Raw genomic sequence first — 15,811 nt, 5'->3', positions numbered from 1 at the left:
TCCTCAGACCCGCCGGAACACGACCGAGAGGTTGTTGGCCGGCATCTCGATCGCCTCCGCCGGGCCGAAGCCGGCCGCCGCCGCCAACCGGGCCACCGCCTCCAGGTCGCGGACCCCCCAGGCCGGGTCCTGGGCCCGCAGGCTGCGGTCGAAGGCGGCGTTGCTGGGCGCCGTGTGCCGGCCCTCGCGCCTGAAGGGGCCGTAGAGGTAGAGCGGCCCGCCCGGCGCCAGCAGGCCGCCGGCGCCGGCGACCAAGCCCTCGGCCGCGGCCCAGGGGGCGATGTGGATCATGTTGATGCAGACCACCGCGGCCGCCTCGGTCACGGGCCAGTCCGGGTCGCGGGCGTCGAGCGCCAGAGGCGGCTCCAGGTTCGGGCAGGCGGCCTGCCGGGCATGGGCGGCGATGCTGCGGCGCAGCTCCGGATCTGGATCGCTGGGCTGCCAGAGCCGCGGCGCCAGGCGCGGCGCGAAGTAGGCGGCGTGCTCACCGGTACCGCTGGCGACCTCGAGCACCCGGCCCTCGGCCGGCAGCACGCCGCGCAGGACCTCGAGGATCGGCCCGCGGTTCCTTTCGGTCGCCGGCGCGTGGCGCCGCTCGGCCGATCCACCGCCCGCAGGGCTTTCCGTCGTCGCCATGGCGGCCAGCATGACCAAGGGGAAAGCGGGCGGCAAGCCCCTGCAATCCCGCAATTTAGGCAGGGTTGAGCGGGCCGGGCCCGCATGATAGGCAAGCGCATGTTCGCCCGTATCAAGGCCTTGCTTTCGGAGACCAGCTCGGCGCTTCCCGAGGGCGCGGCGGAAGACCTGGGCGCGCTCGAGGTCGCGGCCGCGGCGCTCTTGGTCGAGGCGGCCCTGATGGACGGGAACTTCGACCCGGTCGAGCGCGGCAAGATCGCGCAGCTCCTGGCGCGGCGCTTCGAACTCGGGCCGGCCAAGGCCGAGACGCTGATCGAGACCGCAGAGGCGAAGGTCCGCGAGACGCCGCAGCTCTACGGCTTCACCCGGGTGGTGAAGGACGAGTTCGCCTATGAGGACCGGGTCGAGTTGATCGAGATGCTGTGGGAGGTCGCCTATGCCGACGGCGAGCTGCACGACTTCGAAGCCAGCCTGATGCGCCGCATCGCCGGCCTGATCTACGTCTCGGACCGCGACAGCGGCGCCGCCCGAAAACGCGCCTTCGACCGCAGCGCGGCGGGATCCGAGCCCGAAACACCTTCCGAATAAGGGGAGTTAGCGCACTATGACCTATGTCGTCACCGAAGCCTGCATTCGATGCAAATACATGGATTGCGTCGAAGTCTGCCCGGTCGACTGCTTTTACGAAGGCGAGAACATGCTGGTCATCCACCCGGACGAGTGCATCGATTGCGGCGTCTGCGAGCCCGAGTGCCCGCCCGAGGCGATTCTGCCGGATACCGATCCCACGGCCGAGAAGTGGCTGGACCTGAACCGGCAATACAGCGAGTCCTGGCCGAATATTACCCGCAAGGGCGACTCCCCCAGCGATGCCGACACCTTTAAGGACCAGGAAGGTAAGTTCGAGAAGTACTTCAGCACCAACCCTGGGCAGGGCAGCTGAGTGGCGCCTTTTCGGCGGAATCGTGCTGAATCCGACGGCCCGACGGCAGGGCCGGAGCGGGCTCATGCTGCACTGCAGCGTTGTCTTTCAGGTAAAATTCGTGTATAGGTAACCCGCGGTTAAAGTGGAACGCCGAGTGGGCGGCTCTGTCGAGACAATGGGGGTTAGGAGGGGGCGCGCAAGCGCCCTCTTTGCGCGATATCCATTCGCGGAAGAGGTCAACGCGGGCACTCTGTGCGGCTGTGGCGGCGTCCGCCCAAGCCACGGTCCGGCGTGACGGCCCGATTGACCCGACGGGTGTGGGACGCAGTTGGAGATAGACTGAATGACAGCGAAGACCAAGGCGAAGAAAAGCGACTACGCGGCCGGCGATCATGTGGTTTACCCGACCCACGGCGTCGGGCGGGTGCTGGGGGTCGAGACGCAGGAGATCTCCGGGATTACGTTGGATCTGATCGTGATCAAGTTCGAGAAGGACCGCATGACCCTCAGGGTCCCGGTCGAAAAGGCCGAGAACTCGGGACTTCGCAAACTGTCGACGCGCAAGGTCATGGACAGCGCGCTGCAGACCTTGAAGGGCCGGAGCCGCGCCAAGAAGACCATGTGGAGCCGCCGCGCCCAGGAGTACGAGGCCAAGATCAACTCCGGCGACCCGGTCTCGATCGCCGAAGTGGTGCGCGACCTGCATCGCGGCGACGACCAGCCGGACCAGTCCTACAGCGAGCGGCAGATGTACCAGGCCGCCTTGGAGCGCCTGGCCCGGGAGCTCGGCGCCTTGGAGCACATCGACGAGGCCTCGGCCCAGGCCAAGCTGGAGAAGGCGTTGCGCGCCGCCTGACGCCTTCGGGCTTGTTCGTCTCGAACGGCCAGGGCCCCGTCCCTGGCCGTTTGCCGTTTCGGCGCGGCGGCCCCGGCCGCGCGGTCCGATCTGGATCTGGGACGTCTCGACTTGGGAGCAGAAGTCACAGAATTCCGGCGGCCCGGCGGCGACAGAAATGGGTTAAGTAATTAACAGTTCAGCTACCGACGCGGAATACGATCCAGGTGCCAAGGTCCCAAGCAAAACCCCAAGCGAAGTCACCGACGAACAAGGCGATTATGCCCAGGAAGCTCCGATTGCCGCGTCTGATCGACAGGTCACGCCTGTTCTTCGGGTTCCTGGTGGCGGCCCTGCTGCCCGGCACCATGTACGGCCTGATCGAGGCCAGCAAGAGCATCCCCGACCAGGGTTTCCTGCTCGGCATCGCCGACATCGGCAAGTTCGCCCTGCTGTTCCTGTTCTTCACGATCCCGGCAATCCTGATTTTCGGGCTGCCGATCTTCATCGCCTATCGGCGCCTGGCCTGGGAGACGACCCTGGGCTATGTGCTGGCCGGCGCGGCGAGCGCCATGCTCTGGATCGTCGTCTTCGCCTCGATGAAGTCGGGGGAGTTTCCCGCCCTGCACCTTCAGGACCTGCGGCTCCTGGTGCTGAGGGTGGCGATCCCCGGAGCCATGGCTGGCCTGGCCTTCTATCTGACCGTCTACGTCAAGTTCCACCACATCAAGTGGAGCTACGACAACATCGACAAGCGCTGGCTCTGGCTGCTGCTGATCCCGGCTCTGCTGGTCCAGGAGCGCCTGCTCGACTGGGCGAACAGCAAGATCGACGAGAACTCCGGCTCGCTGGTCGAGGTCATGAGCATGGCCTGGGACTGGCTTTCGCACGACCTCTTCTTCTGAGCCGCCGTGCGGCCCGTACAGCCCCCCGCTCAACCCCCCGTTGAGCCCCGCCTGACCCACCCGCACGCGGCCTTGGGCCTACCCCAGACGCGGCTTGTATTTCACCCAGCGGCGGGACATCCTCGGCCCGCGGGGGAGAGCTTGCGCCCGCGGCGCAAGACCGGAGCGCGCCCGGCGGGCGCTGGGAGAACGGCGAGCCACGACGGGGTCCTGTGTCCAGCTTCAAGAGCCAGAAGTTCGCCGTCCTGCGGCGCGCCTCGCGGGTCTGGGCGATCGCTTCGGTGCATGGCGAGGCGGAGCGCCTGAAACGGCTGCAGGCGGCGATCCGGGAACGCTTCCAGCCGGGCGACCGGCTGGTCTACCTGGGCAACATCATGGGCCGGGGGCCGGCGGTCCGTGAGGCGATCGACGCCCTCCTGGCGTTCCGGACCGCGGTCATGGCGCAGCCGGGGCTCTTCGCCTGCGACATCGCCATCCTGCGCGGCCGCCAGGAAGAGATGTGGCAGAAGCTGCTGCAGCTCCAGTTCGCCGCCGATCCTCGCGGAGTCCTGACCTGGATGCTGGACCAGGGCCTGGCCTCGACCCTTGAGGCCTACGGCGGCGATGCCGAGGAAGGCCTGCGCGCGGCGGCCAGCGGCGCGGTCCACCTGACGCGCTGGACCGGCAGGCTGCGCCAGGCGATGAAGGCCAGCCCGGGCCACTTCGAGGTCCTGACCAGCCTGCGCCGCGCCGCCTTCACCGACGACCGCAGCCTGCTCTTCGTCAACGCCGGCCTCGATCCCAGCCGGCCGCTGGAGGCGCAGAAGGACAGCTTCTGGTGGAGCAACCAGGGCTTCGCCGAGATGAGCGAGCCCTACTATGGCTTCCGCCGGGTGGTGCGCGGGTTCGACCGCCAGCACCCCGGGCTTAAGCTGTCGGATCACAGCGCCACCCTGGACGGCGGCTCGGGCTTCGGCGGACCGCTGATGGCGGCCTGCCTGCGGCCGGACGGCGAGGTCGACGACTTGCTCGAGGCCTGACCGGAGGCGCCGGCCGAGCAGTCCTCGACCCTGCGCGTCGAGGTCGACCGCCTGCTGGAAGAGGTCCGCGCGGGCCGAGCGAGCTTCGCGGTCGCCCGGCGCCGAACCGGCGCTATTGAACGACCAGCTTGACCTTCTCTCCGGCCTTGAGTCCGGCCCCGGGCGCCAGGCCGTTCAGGGTCAGGAAGCGCTTCTCGGGCAGGTCGTCGAAGGGCGTCCGCGCGGCCAGGGCCGAGACCGAGTCGCCGCGCTTGACGGTATGGATGCGCAGGCGATTGGGCTTGATATCCGCCGCCTCTTCGGCGCTGAGCTTGCGGAAGCTGTAGGTCGTGCGCCGCAGGTCGACCGAGAGGCTCTGGGTCGCCCTGGGCGGCGTCGCGAAGAGGAAGCGGTAGATCGTGTCCCTGTTGTAGCCGATCGCGACCAGGCGGACGTCGAGCCGCCCGCTGCGGGAGTTCACCTGTGAGGTCGAGGTCGCGGCCGGCATGCCGTTGATCTCCAGCTCCTCGACCCTGGAGATCTTGGCGTTGGCCGCCCAGACCTCGCGCATATAGCGGGCCGGGGTCAGCAGTCTCTCGTTCGTATCCCCGTCGAAGATGATCCGGGAGTCCTGCGGCCCGAGGGCCAGCACCGCGGCCGCGCTGTTGATCATGCGGAAGCTCTCGGGCACCTCGAAGGCCAGGCGCAGGTCGGGATGGCTGAAGCTGTTGTTGCGGATGATCCCCTGCGACGGGTTGTCGCCGTAGAGGAGGCCGTCGATCTTCGAGAGATAGATGTCGCGCCCGACGATGGGATTGGCGACCGGCTTGGCGCCGGCCGCCTGGGCCGCCTTCTGGATCCGGTCCGCGGTGCGCGGGTGGGTCTGCATGATGTCGAACTTGTCGGCCTCCCCGGGCTTGCCGCGCAGCTCCGCCTCCAGCCGGCTGTGCGCCTGAAGCTTCTCGAGGAAGCTCGACATGCCACCGGGGTCGTAGCCGGCCCGCGAGAGGTAGCGGACCCCGAGCATGTCGGCCTCGAACTCCTGGTCCCGGGAGTAGCTCTGCAGGGCCAGCCCCGCGGCCCCGCCGGCGGCCTGCGCCGCCGGGCCGCCGACCAGCACGCTCAGCAGGGTGGTCGCGACCCCCGCGGCCACGGTGTTGCCGTAGCGCTCTGCGGAGTGGCGCGCGGTCACATGCCCGATCTCGTGCGCCAGAACGCCGGCGACCTCGGCCTCGTTCTCGGCCAGGGCCAGCAGGCCGCGGGTGATGTAGATGTAACCCCCGGGCAGCGCGAAGGCATTGACGATCGGGGTGTCCAGGACGGTGAAGGTAAACTGGAGGTTGGGCAGCTCCGAAGTCTTGGCCAGCAGGTTGCCGATGCTGGTGACGTAGGCCGTGAGCTCGGGGTCCTCCCGGTAGTCGCCGCCGAACTCCTGCAGGATCTTGGGGTGCTCCTGGAGTCCGAGCCGCTGCTCGTCCTCGGGCCCCATGCCGGCGGTGAAGATTTGCCGTCCGGTCGCCGGCGCCGTTTCGCAGGCGGCCAGCAGCGGCAGCACCAGGACCGCCGTGCCGAAAAGAAAAAGCTTCCCTATGCCTCGAAGCATCGTCTTCGCTGCCCCTCTTTCCCTTCTACGTGCCCAGGATATAGACGCCTCCCCGCCGCCGCGCCGCATTTTAACCGTGACATCCGCCCCTGGCGACCCGCGGATAGAGAGGGCCTACTCAGCGAGGACCTCGATCTGCTCGGGATGGGTGGCGGCGATCATCGGGCCGTTCAGCGCCTTGAGCCAGCCGCGCACCCTCAGGCGCCGTCCGCGGTAGTCTTCCGGCGCGATGCCCTCGGCCGCGAAGAGCTTCCAGGCCGCAGGCGCGATCGAGATCGTGAAGTCGGTCTTCCAGTCGGCCCCGAAGTTCAGGTAGACCCGGCCCCGGACCTTGGCCGCCTCGACCACCCGGCCCTCGACCAGCTGGAAGCTGCCGACGTCGGCGGCGGCCGACCCGGCCGACCGCAGGGCGTAGAAGGGATGGGCCCAGATCCCCAGGCCGGCGGCCCGCGCGGCGCGCTCCCGGGCCAGCATCTCGGCGACCAGGGCGCGGTTGTCGGCGAAGCTGTAGACCCGAGCCAGGCCGCGGTCCAGGAGCATGCCCTGGACCCAGAGCCCGTCCGCGCGCTCGAGGTGGGCGAGCCAGCGACCGTGACGGTCCTCGCGCCGGCCGGTGAAGGCGAGGCCCAGCCTTCGGCCGAGCGCGATCTCCTCCAGCGCCGCCTTGGCCTCATCGGCCAGGGGCCAGGCCCGGAAGCCGCGCCGGCCGAGCGGCAGCTTGGGCGCCTGCAGGCCGACCAGGCGCACCTCGCGGCCGCCCTCCAGGACCAGGGTGTCGCCGTCGACGACCGCGGTGACCTCATGCCAGGACTCGGGCCTGAGGGCCTCCGGCGCGGCCGCCGCGGACCCGGCCAGCAGGACCAGGAAACACAAGGAAATCAGGGCGAGAGGGCGCAGGGACGGGGACAAAGGGCCGGTTCCTTGAAGGGTTCTAAAGAAGGCGTGCACGGCCGCGCGCTTTGGTTATAGTGTCGCCGCGTTTTCCCGGGTCGCGAAAGTCGAAATGTTCGGAACCACCACCCTGCGCAGCGATCTCTACCCGCCGATCGAGCCGAGCGAGACCGGCCGGCTGGAGCTGACCAGCGGCCACGCCATGTACTGGGAGGTCCTGGGCAATCCGAGCGGGCCGGCCGTGGTCTTCCTGCACGGCGGGCCGGGCGCCGGCGCGGCCCCGGACCACCGCCGCTTCTTCGACCCGGCGCACTACCGCATCGTGGTATACGACCAGCGCGGCGCCGGGCGCTCGACCCCTCTGGGCGAGGTCCGGGACAACACCACCCCGGACCTGATCGCCGACCTGGAGCGGCTCCGCGAACGCCTGGGGATCGAGGGCTGGCTGGTCTTCGGCGGCTCCTGGGGCAGCACCCTGGCCCTGGCGTACGCCCAGGCCCATCCGGAGCGAATCAAGGCCCTGATCCTGCGCGGCATCTTCCTCTGCCGGCCGCAGGAAATCGACTGGTTCATCCGCGGCATGGGGACCTTCTTCCCCGAGCACTGGCGCCGCTTCGCCGAGTTCCTGCCCGAGGCCGAGCGCGGCGACCTCCTGGCCGCCTACCACCGCCGCCTGATGGACCCGGACCCGGCGGTCCACCTGCCGGCGGCCCGGGCCTGGAGCACCTACGAGGGCGCCTGCTCGACCCTGCTGCCCAGCCCCGAGACCGTCGCCGCCTTCGGCGAGGACCGCCTGGCCCTGGGCCTGGCGCGGATCGAGGCGCACTACTTCGTCAACCGGATCTTCCTGCCCGAGAACGCGCTGCTCGACAACATCGAGCGGATCCGCCGGATCCCCGCGGTGATCATCCAGGGTCGCTACGACGTGGTCTGCCCGATCGCCACCGCCGAGGACCTGCACCGGGCCTGGCCCGAGGCGGACTACGTCGTGGTCCCCGACGCCGGGCATTCGGCCATGGAGCCGGGAATCCGCAGGGCCCTTGTCGCGGCCACGGAAAAGTACAAGACTCTCTAGTCGGGAAAGCGGGATCATGGACACGCCGATCATCGCCGAGGAGGCGACGGAGGAGACGCAGGACGCGCAGTCGGAGGACGGCGGCGCGCATGCTTTCGGCTTCACCTCGATCGACGGCAAGCCCCTGCCGCTCGCCCGCTACGCCGGCAAGGCGGTGCTTGTGGTCAACACCGCGTCGCGCTGCGGCTTCACCGGGCAGTACCGCGGCCTGCAGGCACTCTGGGAGGCCTACCGCGACCGCGGCCTGGTCGTGCTCGGCGTGCCCTCCAACGACTTCGGCGGACAGGAGCCGGGCACGGAGGCCGAGATCCGGGCCTTCTGCAGCGAGGACTTCGGCGTCGACTTCCCCCTTACCGCCAAGACCGCGGTGCGCGGCCCCGAGGCCCATCCCTTCTACCGCTGGGCCCGCGCCGAGGCCGGCGGCCTGGCGGCGCCCAAGTGGAACTTCCACAAGTACCTCATTGCGCCGGACGGCCGCCTGGCCGCCTGGTTCTACTCCTGGACCACGCCGAGCGCCGAGCGGCTGCGCCGGGCCGTGGAAGCAGCCCTCGAGGAGGCCGAGGCTTGAAGGCCCCGGCCCAGGCGCTGCCCGCTTGACAGCGGCGGGCGCCCTCCGCGCATACTGACGGCTGGTAACCCTGGCGTGTCCGGCGGCAACACGCCGCCCGAAGCCCGCCGTCCCGAAACCCCGGGACGCCTGGGCCCCCAGCGACGACAGGGGACGAGATGAAGATCCAGATCGACGAAAGCGACTTCAAGCAGCTGTCACCGGCGGTCCAGCGCGAGCTCCTGGAGCGCTTCGCCGGCGACGGCGGCGTCTACGGCCGCAACCGGCGGCGCAGCAAGCCGGCCAAGCTGGACTGGCGGCGGCCCCTCGACCTTTCGGTCGAGCAGGCCCAGCGCCTGGTCCACGGGCTCTCCGAGGACCACCGCCGACGCTTGGCGCTCTTCGCCCGCAAGAACGGCCGGGTTCGGATGAAGGAGATCCTGGCCCTGACCGGCGAGACCGACCTGCGCGCGACCACCGCCTTCCAGCGCGTGGTGACCCGGCGGCTGCGCCGCCTGATCGAGGACCCGGAGCGCAAGGCCCAGCTCATCGCCTGGGACTTCGACGCCACCAAGTGGGACGACGACCGCATCACTATCGTCGACGGCGTCTACTACGTCAGCGAGCCCACCGCCGCGGCCCTGCGCGCCTGCCTGAAGCGCAAAGGCGGCAAGGCCAACTAGGGCCTGGCCGGGAAAGCGCCCGGCACCTCGGGCGACCGACCTCCGGCGGCGTCAGAGGTCTCGGGAGGATGCTTCGACGGTCGAGGGCGCGCCGGGGAGGCGCAGGCGCCGATGGAGGACACCGCTACCAAGCCCCGCGGAAAGGCCCGGCCGAAGGCCGAGCGGCCGCGCCTACACAAGGTCGTGCTGGTCAACGACGACTACACGCCGCGGGAGTTCGTGGTGAAGGTCCTGAAGGCGGTCTTCGGCATGGGCGAAGACAGGGCCTACGTGGTGATGATGACCGCCCACCAGCGCGGCGCCTGCGTGGTCGCCGTCTTCACCAGGGAGGTCGCGGAGACCAAGGCCGACCAGGGCACCCAGGCGGGGCGCGCCGCCGGCTATCCCCTCCTCTTCACCACCGAGCCGGAGCAGTAGGGCGCAGCGGCGCCGGACGTATTGGCCGGCCCGGTGATGCTCGGCGGGCGAGGCGAGGCGATCCTATTGGCAGGTGACACCCTGGTGGCCGTCGTCCGGGAACACGGCACCGGCATAGAGCGAATAGGCGCCGCCCGGCTCTTCGGTCCCGGCCCTGCGCGCGGCGGGGCAGGTGAAGCTGACCTCGGTCGGCGCGCTCGTGACCACGGCGGTCGCGAGCGTATAGGGCTGGTCGCTGACGCCCGGCGAGAGCGGGACCCAGGTGTCCTCGTAGCGGCAGGGTATGGCCGTGCCCAGGGCGTGGCTGTACTCGCAGACGCGCACCACCTGCGGCTCGGCCTGGGGGGCGACGCTGCAGAACAAGGTGACCGAAGCCCCCGGCTCGCAGGTATTGCGTGCCTGCTCCAGACGGAAGCCGCAGTTCCGGAGCCCGCCGATCTGGCCGCGGGAACAGTCAGTGGTGATCAGGCCCTGGCCGTGCGGCGGTATGGTCTCCTCCACCTCGAAGGTGTTGTTGGCGTTCCAGTCCGGGGCGAGCGCGCAGAGCGGGGCCTCCACGGCCTCGCCGTTCGCGGCGGTCCGTCCGGTGTCCGCCCAGACCACGGGTTCGCCGTCCGAGATCGGCTGCCCCTTCGCGTCCACGAAGGTGCCCTCGCAGAGATAGCCTTGGGGATTGGACTGGAAGCCGCGCAGGCCGGGTCCCGGCGCCAGATCCGTGATGTCGAGCCACTGGCAGGGGAGGCCGGCCTTGTACTGGTCGACCCAGCCGGCGGCGACGCCCTGCCGGTCGCAGCCCGCGAAGTCGTTGTGCAGCGGACTGGTCTCGCGGTTGGCGACCCGCGCCGTGCTCTGCAGGCAGAAGCCGTGCTTCCTCGTGAAGCTCTGGTCGCCCTCCCAGCGGAAGGTCCCGTAGTACTGGAAGTGGAAGTGGTTGTGGCAGGCGCTGTGCTCGAAGAGGTTGTGCTCGTCGAGTTCCGCACCCTCGCCGCTGACGAAGTAGTCGACGCTGCCGATCGAAAGCGGCTTCTCGCCGACGTTCTCGTCGGAGGTCGCGAACTGCAGGAGGCGCCGCCAGCCGGTGCCGCCGACACACTGCTCGTCGACCTCGCAGCCGTCGGCGTGGATGTAGCGGTAGGTGATCCGGCTCGGGCGGAAGTCGGGCTGGTAGACCTTGAGGTCCGGCTGCTCGCCGGTCACCGGCCCCACGCGCACCCTGTCGGCATGGGCCTTGTCCCAGGCCAGCCGCCGGTAGGTCATCTCGAGGTCGACCCGCCCGACCTGCGCCTCGATCGCCTTCACGCAGGATTGGGTGGCCTGTCGCGTGTAGTGGCACTGCCCCTCGTTGCCGAGCTCGTCCTCGACCTCGCAGTCGCGGTCGTAGAAGGAATCGACCTCTTCGCTGTCCAGGCTGTTGAAGGGGAAGCTGTCCTCGTCCATGCAGGCGACGCCGGTCCGCTGGAGCAGCATCTCGGGATCGAGCGGGAGGATGAAGGGCTCCACGTGGGACCCGCCGACTTCCTGCAGCCGTTTCTCCGAGACGCCCGGCGAATCGACGTCGGTCAGCAGCGTGCTGCTGAAGGCGTAGTCGACCTTGACCACGTCATGGCCGCCGTAGTCCTTGTCCCGTTGCGGCGCGCCGAGCGGCACGATCTGCCAGACCTGCTCGGGCGGCAAGGGGAGCTGTTTCTGGCCCTCGTCGTGGTAGAACTCCCGGTAGACGAGCCGGTAGGACGTCAGCCGCAGCTGCGCCGCCGCCCGTTGCGCCCAGAACGCCGGCGGCTTGGCCGCGATCCTCTTCGCCACGCGGTCGCGCATCGGCAGGGGAATCTCGTCGAGCAGGACGCCGACCGTCCCCCGGGTCGTCGTCTCGACGAGCGCGCCCTGGTCCGCCGACAGCGCCTCGACGCCGAGACAGCTGGTCAGCGCGAAGACCGCGGCGGTGAGTCCAAGCCTGTTCGTCATGACGCCACCTTCGGGTCGCCTGCGCACGCCGCCGCACCGGGGTTTCGCGGGCCTACGAGGCGAGACGACCTCCTCTTCCGGAAATGAAGCCCTTCCAGGCTACCCGAAGGCGGCGGCGCCCCGCAGTGGCGAATGCCACCCTGCCCGCGGGTCGTCCGCCCTATCCGGTGGGGCCGGCGCCGGCGGCCGCCAGCGCCTTCAGGACGTCGCGGCCGCGCGCCGCATAGACCGGCGCCCGGGCGAGGTCCATGTAGCCGCCGACCACCTCGTTCATGGCCTCGGGGACCAGCGGCACGAAGCCGCCGAGGTTGTAGAAGGTCAGCTCGGAGAAGTAGATATCGCCGTCGGCGACGATGAAGTCGACGCGGACGTGGAGGAAGTCCTCCGCGAGCTTTTCCGCCATGGCCTTCAGCCGGGCGAACTCCGGCGGCGCCGGCAGGGTCGCCGGATCCAGCTTCAGGCCCTCGGAACCGTAGTCCGCCTTGCGCCAGTCCATCTCGTAGATCCCGCGCACCGGTTCGCCCCTGATCCGCGAGGAGATGACCGAGACGAACTTCGGCGCCCCGTGGAAGCAGAAGAACTTGTATTCGATGAAGGACTCCAGGTGCTCGATCAAGGGCTCCACGACGATCCGCGGCGGGATGCCGCGGTAGTTGGTCTCGCCCCGGCGCAGGGAATAGTCCTCGGCCAGCCAGCGGGCGAAGCGGCGCCGGGCCGCCGCCACATCGAAGCTCTGCCGGTCGCGGCAGAAGAGGACCCAGCCCGACCCGTGGCTCGCCTTGGCCACGAAGCGCGCCGGCAGGTCGTCGGCCCGGAAGTCCGCCGCCCGCTCGTAGGCGGCGAGGAGCGGCACGAGGGTCTCGGCCAGGCCCTTCCAGGCGACGTAGCGGCGCACGGAGACCTTGTCGGTGCAGAAGGCCATCAGGGGGTTGTCGTGGAAGAGCTTGAGGTGGCTCATCTTGTCGCAGTAGGTCCGCGGCGCCTCGAGGTTGACCGGCGCGCCCGTGCGCAGCAGGTGGTTGATCTCCACCAGCCTGCGGTCGTTGCCGTAGCGCCAGCGGTAGCGCAGCGCACCGCGTTTCCTGGGGGGCAGGGCCAGGGCCAGCAGATCGGACGCCAGGGCCCGCAGGACGAAGGCCTGCAGCCGCGGCGACCGCAGGATCCGTGGAACGCGCCTCAGGCGCGCCCGGTTCAGGCCCGGCATCCGCGCTTCCGCCCCCCCGCGGAAAGCGCCCATTCTCGGCGACGGCGGCGGCCTCGGCAAGGTCGCCGGCTGATCGCCGAGCTTGCGGCGGGCGTAGACAGAGCCGTGGGGCATTTTTTTTCGCCCCACGTTCCCAAGCCGTTGAAGACTCGCGCCCAGGTAGGGCGCCTTTTGGCTGAGGGGCGCTCCGCCCGTCGCCGGTGGGCGGCCGGCCTTTCGCCGCTGCGGCCACCGTGCTACAGCCTCTGCCTCGCCGCGATGCTGCCGGCGGAGGCAGGCATGTTCGAGTTCTGGAAGGACCTGTTCCGGCCGATCCGGATCGAGGATCCCCGCTTCGGGCCCCTGTGCTATCTGCGCGACGCCCGGATGTGGGAGGGCAAGCTGCGCTTTGCGCCGCTCGACCGGGAGGTGGAGGTGGTCATCTTCGGCGAAGCGAGCGGCCCGACGGAGCGGCAGCGCGCCTTCTTCGACGAGGTCGAGGCGCGCTACGACGGCCTCTGGCCCGATATCCGCAAAAGGCTCGAATCGGCCGCTCGGGACTACGGCCTCGACGGGGAGCAGGAGTTCCGCCTCGACGGGCTGTCGATCCCTGAACGGCCCGAAGAGGCGGCGGACTGGGACCTTTCCTACGAGACCGAACCGCCGTCGCGCTACTACTTCAACGTCCTCTTCAAGGGCTGGACGCCGATGATGGTGGTCGTCGACACCTAGCGGAACCCCCGGCCGGGCGCGCCGGGCGGGGCCGGAGCTTGCGCCCGCGCGCCCTTCACAGTAGCTTCCCGCTCGACGCGGCCCCGTAGCTCAGCTGGATAGAGCGGCAGATTCCTAATCTGTAGGTCGCAGGTTCGAATCCTGCCGGGGTCGCCAATCCAGTCTCGGCGCCACAGCCTCAAGGCTCAGCCAAGTAAGAAGACGGGCGCAAGCTCTACGTCGCGCTCCGGCCGGCGCCGCGTCCTTGCGCCCCGAGGGCCTTCACAGTAGCCTCGCGGGCAGCCCCCGAAGCCCGGATACAGGGCGCCGAAGTGCGCCGGCGCGCGCACCGCGGTCGCGAAGCGTGCCCGGGGGCGCCCGATTTGGCAGCGACGCACTCGGCGTCGACGGCAAGGCGTCCGACCGAGGCCGGTTCCATGGGTCGCGGGCGGACGCGGCGGGCTTGCTGCCGGCTCGGGCGCCGGGCGGCGGGGAAGGCGAGAGGGACGAAGCGGCATGGCGACCGAAGCCACGGTCCAGGCGGCGACGGAGGAGCGGATCCCCCTGGGGATCGCCTACGCCTGCCTGGGCATGTTCTGCGTGTCCGGGCTCGACGCGCTCGCCAAGCTGCTGGGCGAGGGCTACAGCGTCATCCAGATCATGTTCTTCCGGAACTTCTTCGGCCTCTTTCTCATCGCCGCCCTGGTCTGGCGCGACGGCGGGATCGCGACCCTGCACACGGCCCGCTTCCGGCTGCACGGCATCCGGGCGGCCTGCGGCCTGGCCGCCGGATTCATGTTCTTCACCGGGCTGCAGTTCATGCCCCTCGCCGAGGCCTTCGCCATCACCTTCGCCGGGCCGGTCTTCATCGCCGCCCTCTCGGTGCCGCTGCTGGGCGAGACGGTCGGGCTGCGGCGCTGGGCCGCGATCCTGGTCGGCTTCGTCGCGGTGATGGCGATCCTGCGACCCGGCAGCGCGGCCTTCCAGCCGGCGGCCCTGCTGCCCCTGGGCGCCGCCTTCGCCTACGCCCTGGTGATGATCCTGTCGCGCCGGCTGTCGCGCGCGGAGACCTCGGCGGCGATCCTGTTCTGGACCGCGGTCATCGGCGCGCTCGCCACGGCGGCCCTGCTGCCCTTCGGCTGGACCTTGCCGACGCCGCGCGACTGGCTGCTCTTCGTCGGGCTGGGGGTGGCCGGCAGCCTGGGCATGCTGTTCATGGTCCAGGCCTATCGCCACGCGCCGGCGGCGGCGGTCGCGCCCTTCGACTACACCGTATTGATCTGGGGCCTGATCCTCGGCTGGCTGATCTGGCGGGAGCTGCCCGACGCCGGGATCTGGCCGGGTGTCGGCCTGCTGGTCGCCTGCGGCCTCTACATCATCCACCGCGAGGCGCGGCGCGGCCGCGCCGCCTGATCACGCCCCGGCCCGGAAGCGGTCGGCGATCAGGCTGACGATCTCGAAGAGCACCGCGGTCGCGACGTGCGCCGTGATCTTGTTCGGATGGTCCTTGGTCGGCATCAGGCAGGCCACGTCGCCGCCGATCACGTTCTTGCCGCGCACCGACTGCAGCAGCTCCATGACCTCGTCGATCCGGAAGCCCTCGACCCCGGCCTCCAGGTTGGCGACGCCGGGGGCGACCGTCGGGTCCAGGCAGTCGAGGTCGAAGGTGACGTAGAGCGGGGCGTCGCCGATCCGTTGGTCGATGATCTCCTTGCAGCGCGCTGGGCCCAGCGCGCGGTAGCGCTCCATGGTGATGACCTCGTAGCCCAGCTCGTGGCTGGGCTCGAGCCAGTCGAGGGTGCGGACGTTGCCGCGGATGCCGATCTGGACGCTGCGGGTGGCGTCGACGTGGCCGTCGCGCACCAGGTAGCTGGCCCAGTGCGCCGCCGACTTCACCGCGCCGAGGAAGTGGTCGAGGTTGTGATAGGCGTCGGTGTGGGCGTCGAAGTGCAGCAGCACCGCCTTCTCGCCCCCGGTCAGCCTGGCGCCCGGGCCAGCGATGGCCTGCAGGATGCCGCCGGTGATCGAATGGTCGCCGCCGATGGAGACCGGCCGCGCGCCGGCGGCGTCGATCCGCCGGTAGAACTCGACCATGCGTTCGACCGACTTCTCGTTGTCGTTGCCCTCGGGCAGGGGCACGTCGCCCAGGTCGTGGATCCGGCAGGCCGCCCAGGGGTCCAGCCGGTACTTCATGTGGACCCGCCGGCCCAGGGCCGAGACGTCGCGCACCGCCCGCGGCCCCAGGTGCTGGTCGCGCTCCGTGGTGCCGTTGCCGGTGCTGTGCGGCACGCCAACCAGGGCGATGTCGCAGGCCGCCGGGTCCTCGACATGAGGGCAGCGGAAGAGGGTCGGCACCCCCCACCAGTAGAGCCCCTCCACCATGACCTTCTGGGCGAGCAGATCGCGATCCTCGGACATCGTCACCTCCCTGACCGACTTG

The 15,811-nt window shown here is 70.0% G+C and carries 17 protein-coding genes and 1 tRNA gene; 12 read left to right on the top strand and 6 right to left on the bottom strand.

Annotation, left to right across the window (positions count from 1 at the left end; genetic code table 11):
- Window positions 1–3: 3 nt before the first annotated feature.
- A complete protein-coding gene (locus tag QNJ30_16310) occupies window positions 4–672 on the bottom strand; it encodes a DUF938 domain-containing protein (protein MDJ0945032.1) in 669 nt (222 codons plus the stop codon).
- A gap of 63 nt (window positions 673–735) precedes the next feature.
- Here QNJ30_16310 and QNJ30_16305 point away from each other — a divergent pair, with 63 nt between their 5' ends.
- The 5 genes from QNJ30_16305 (at window position 736) to QNJ30_16285 (ending at window position 4,320) form a co-directional block, all read left to right on the top strand.
- Entirely contained in the window at window positions 736–1,224 is a 489-nt protein-coding gene (locus QNJ30_16305) for a TerB family tellurite resistance protein (GenBank protein ID MDJ0945031.1), read from the top strand.
- A 16-nt stretch (window positions 1,225–1,240) separates the two neighbouring features.
- The gene (locus QNJ30_16300) at window positions 1,241–1,579 is read left to right on the top strand and encodes a ferredoxin family protein (protein MDJ0945030.1); all 339 of its coding nucleotides are present in this window, start codon (window positions 1,241–1,243) and stop codon (window positions 1,577–1,579) included.
- A gap of 325 nt (window positions 1,580–1,904) precedes the next feature.
- Window positions 1,905–2,417, top strand: a complete 513-nt coding sequence (locus tag QNJ30_16295) for a CarD family transcriptional regulator (protein MDJ0945029.1) — start codon at window positions 1,905–1,907, stop codon at window positions 2,415–2,417.
- Between the two features lie 278 nt (window positions 2,418–2,695).
- A complete protein-coding gene (locus tag QNJ30_16290) occupies window positions 2,696–3,301 on the top strand; it encodes a hypothetical protein (protein MDJ0945028.1) in 606 nt (201 codons plus the stop codon).
- A 212-nt stretch (window positions 3,302–3,513) separates the two neighbouring features.
- Window positions 3,514–4,320 carry a hypothetical protein gene (locus QNJ30_16285; protein MDJ0945027.1) on the top strand — a complete coding sequence of 269 codons (807 nt, stop codon included), beginning with the start codon at window positions 3,514–3,516 and terminating at the stop codon, window positions 4,318–4,320.
- A gap of 112 nt (window positions 4,321–4,432) precedes the next feature.
- Here the strand turns inward: QNJ30_16285 and QNJ30_16280 are convergent, their stop codons facing one another.
- Window positions 4,433–5,902, bottom strand: coding sequence for a M48 family metalloprotease (locus QNJ30_16280; GenBank protein MDJ0945026.1), 1,470 nt, complete (start codon window positions 5,900–5,902; stop codon window positions 4,433–4,435).
- A 114-nt stretch (window positions 5,903–6,016) separates the two neighbouring features.
- Entirely contained in the window at window positions 6,017–6,811 is a 795-nt protein-coding gene (locus tag QNJ30_16275; GenBank protein MDJ0945025.1) for a thermonuclease family protein, read from the bottom strand.
- A gap of 94 nt (window positions 6,812–6,905) precedes the next feature.
- On the opposite strand from QNJ30_16275, the gene pip reads away from it, so the two are divergent.
- The 4 genes from pip to clpS all read left to right on the top strand — a co-directional run bounded on the left by pip (window position 6,906) and on the right by clpS (window position 9,515).
- On the top strand, window positions 6,906–7,868 hold the full coding sequence (gene pip / locus QNJ30_16270) for a prolyl aminopeptidase (GenBank protein MDJ0945024.1): 963 nt from the start codon (window positions 6,906–6,908) through the stop codon (window positions 7,866–7,868).
- 16 nt (window positions 7,869–7,884) lie between these two features.
- Complete coding sequence (locus QNJ30_16265; protein ID MDJ0945023.1) at window positions 7,885–8,436, top strand: glutathione peroxidase; 552 nt, start codon at window positions 7,885–7,887, stop codon at window positions 8,434–8,436.
- Between the two features lie 158 nt (window positions 8,437–8,594).
- The gene (locus QNJ30_16260) at window positions 8,595–9,098 is read left to right on the top strand and encodes a hypothetical protein (protein MDJ0945022.1); all 504 of its coding nucleotides are present in this window, start codon (window positions 8,595–8,597) and stop codon (window positions 9,096–9,098) included.
- Window positions 9,099–9,209: 111 nt separating this feature from the next.
- Complete coding sequence (gene clpS, locus QNJ30_16255; protein ID MDJ0945021.1) at window positions 9,210–9,515, top strand: ATP-dependent Clp protease adapter ClpS; 306 nt, start codon at window positions 9,210–9,212, stop codon at window positions 9,513–9,515.
- A 63-nt stretch (window positions 9,516–9,578) separates the two neighbouring features.
- On the opposite strand, the gene QNJ30_16250 is transcribed toward clpS, so the two are convergent.
- Window positions 9,579–11,477: a lysyl oxidase family protein gene (locus tag QNJ30_16250; protein ID MDJ0945020.1), complete on the bottom strand. Its 1,899-nt coding sequence runs from the start codon at window positions 11,475–11,477 to the stop codon at window positions 9,579–9,581.
- 160 nt (window positions 11,478–11,637) lie between these two features.
- The gene (locus QNJ30_16245; GenBank protein ID MDJ0945019.1) at window positions 11,638–12,681 is read right to left on the bottom strand and encodes an ATP-grasp fold amidoligase family protein; all 1,044 of its coding nucleotides are present in this window, start codon (window positions 12,679–12,681) and stop codon (window positions 11,638–11,640) included.
- A 279-nt stretch (window positions 12,682–12,960) separates the two neighbouring features.
- Between QNJ30_16245 and QNJ30_16240 the strand changes: the two genes are divergently transcribed.
- The 3 genes from QNJ30_16240 to QNJ30_16230 all read left to right on the top strand — a co-directional run bounded on the left by QNJ30_16240 (window position 12,961) and on the right by QNJ30_16230 (window position 14,784).
- Window positions 12,961–13,392 (top strand): hypothetical protein, encoded by a 432-nt coding sequence (locus tag QNJ30_16240; protein ID MDJ0945018.1) that lies wholly within the window; start codon window positions 12,961–12,963, stop codon window positions 13,390–13,392.
- Window positions 13,393–13,471: 79 nt separating this feature from the next.
- Window positions 13,472–13,548: transfer RNA gene (locus QNJ30_16235), tRNA-Arg, on the top strand.
- A gap of 339 nt (window positions 13,549–13,887) precedes the next feature.
- Complete coding sequence (locus QNJ30_16230; protein MDJ0945017.1) at window positions 13,888–14,784, top strand: DMT family transporter; 897 nt, start codon at window positions 13,888–13,890, stop codon at window positions 14,782–14,784.
- Here the strand turns inward: QNJ30_16230 and QNJ30_16225 are convergent, their stop codons facing one another.
- Window positions 14,785–15,789, bottom strand: a complete 1,005-nt coding sequence (locus QNJ30_16225; GenBank protein ID MDJ0945016.1) for an arginase family protein — start codon at window positions 15,787–15,789, stop codon at window positions 14,785–14,787. It lies immediately after the preceding gene.
- Window positions 15,790–15,811: the final 22 nt, after the last annotated feature.

The organism is Kiloniellales bacterium, from assembly GCA_030066685.1.
In the GTDB taxonomy this organism is placed as follows: Bacteria; Pseudomonadota; Alphaproteobacteria; order Kiloniellales; family JAKSBE01; genus JAKSBE01.
This window is presented reverse-complemented; position numbering and strand designations above follow the sequence as displayed.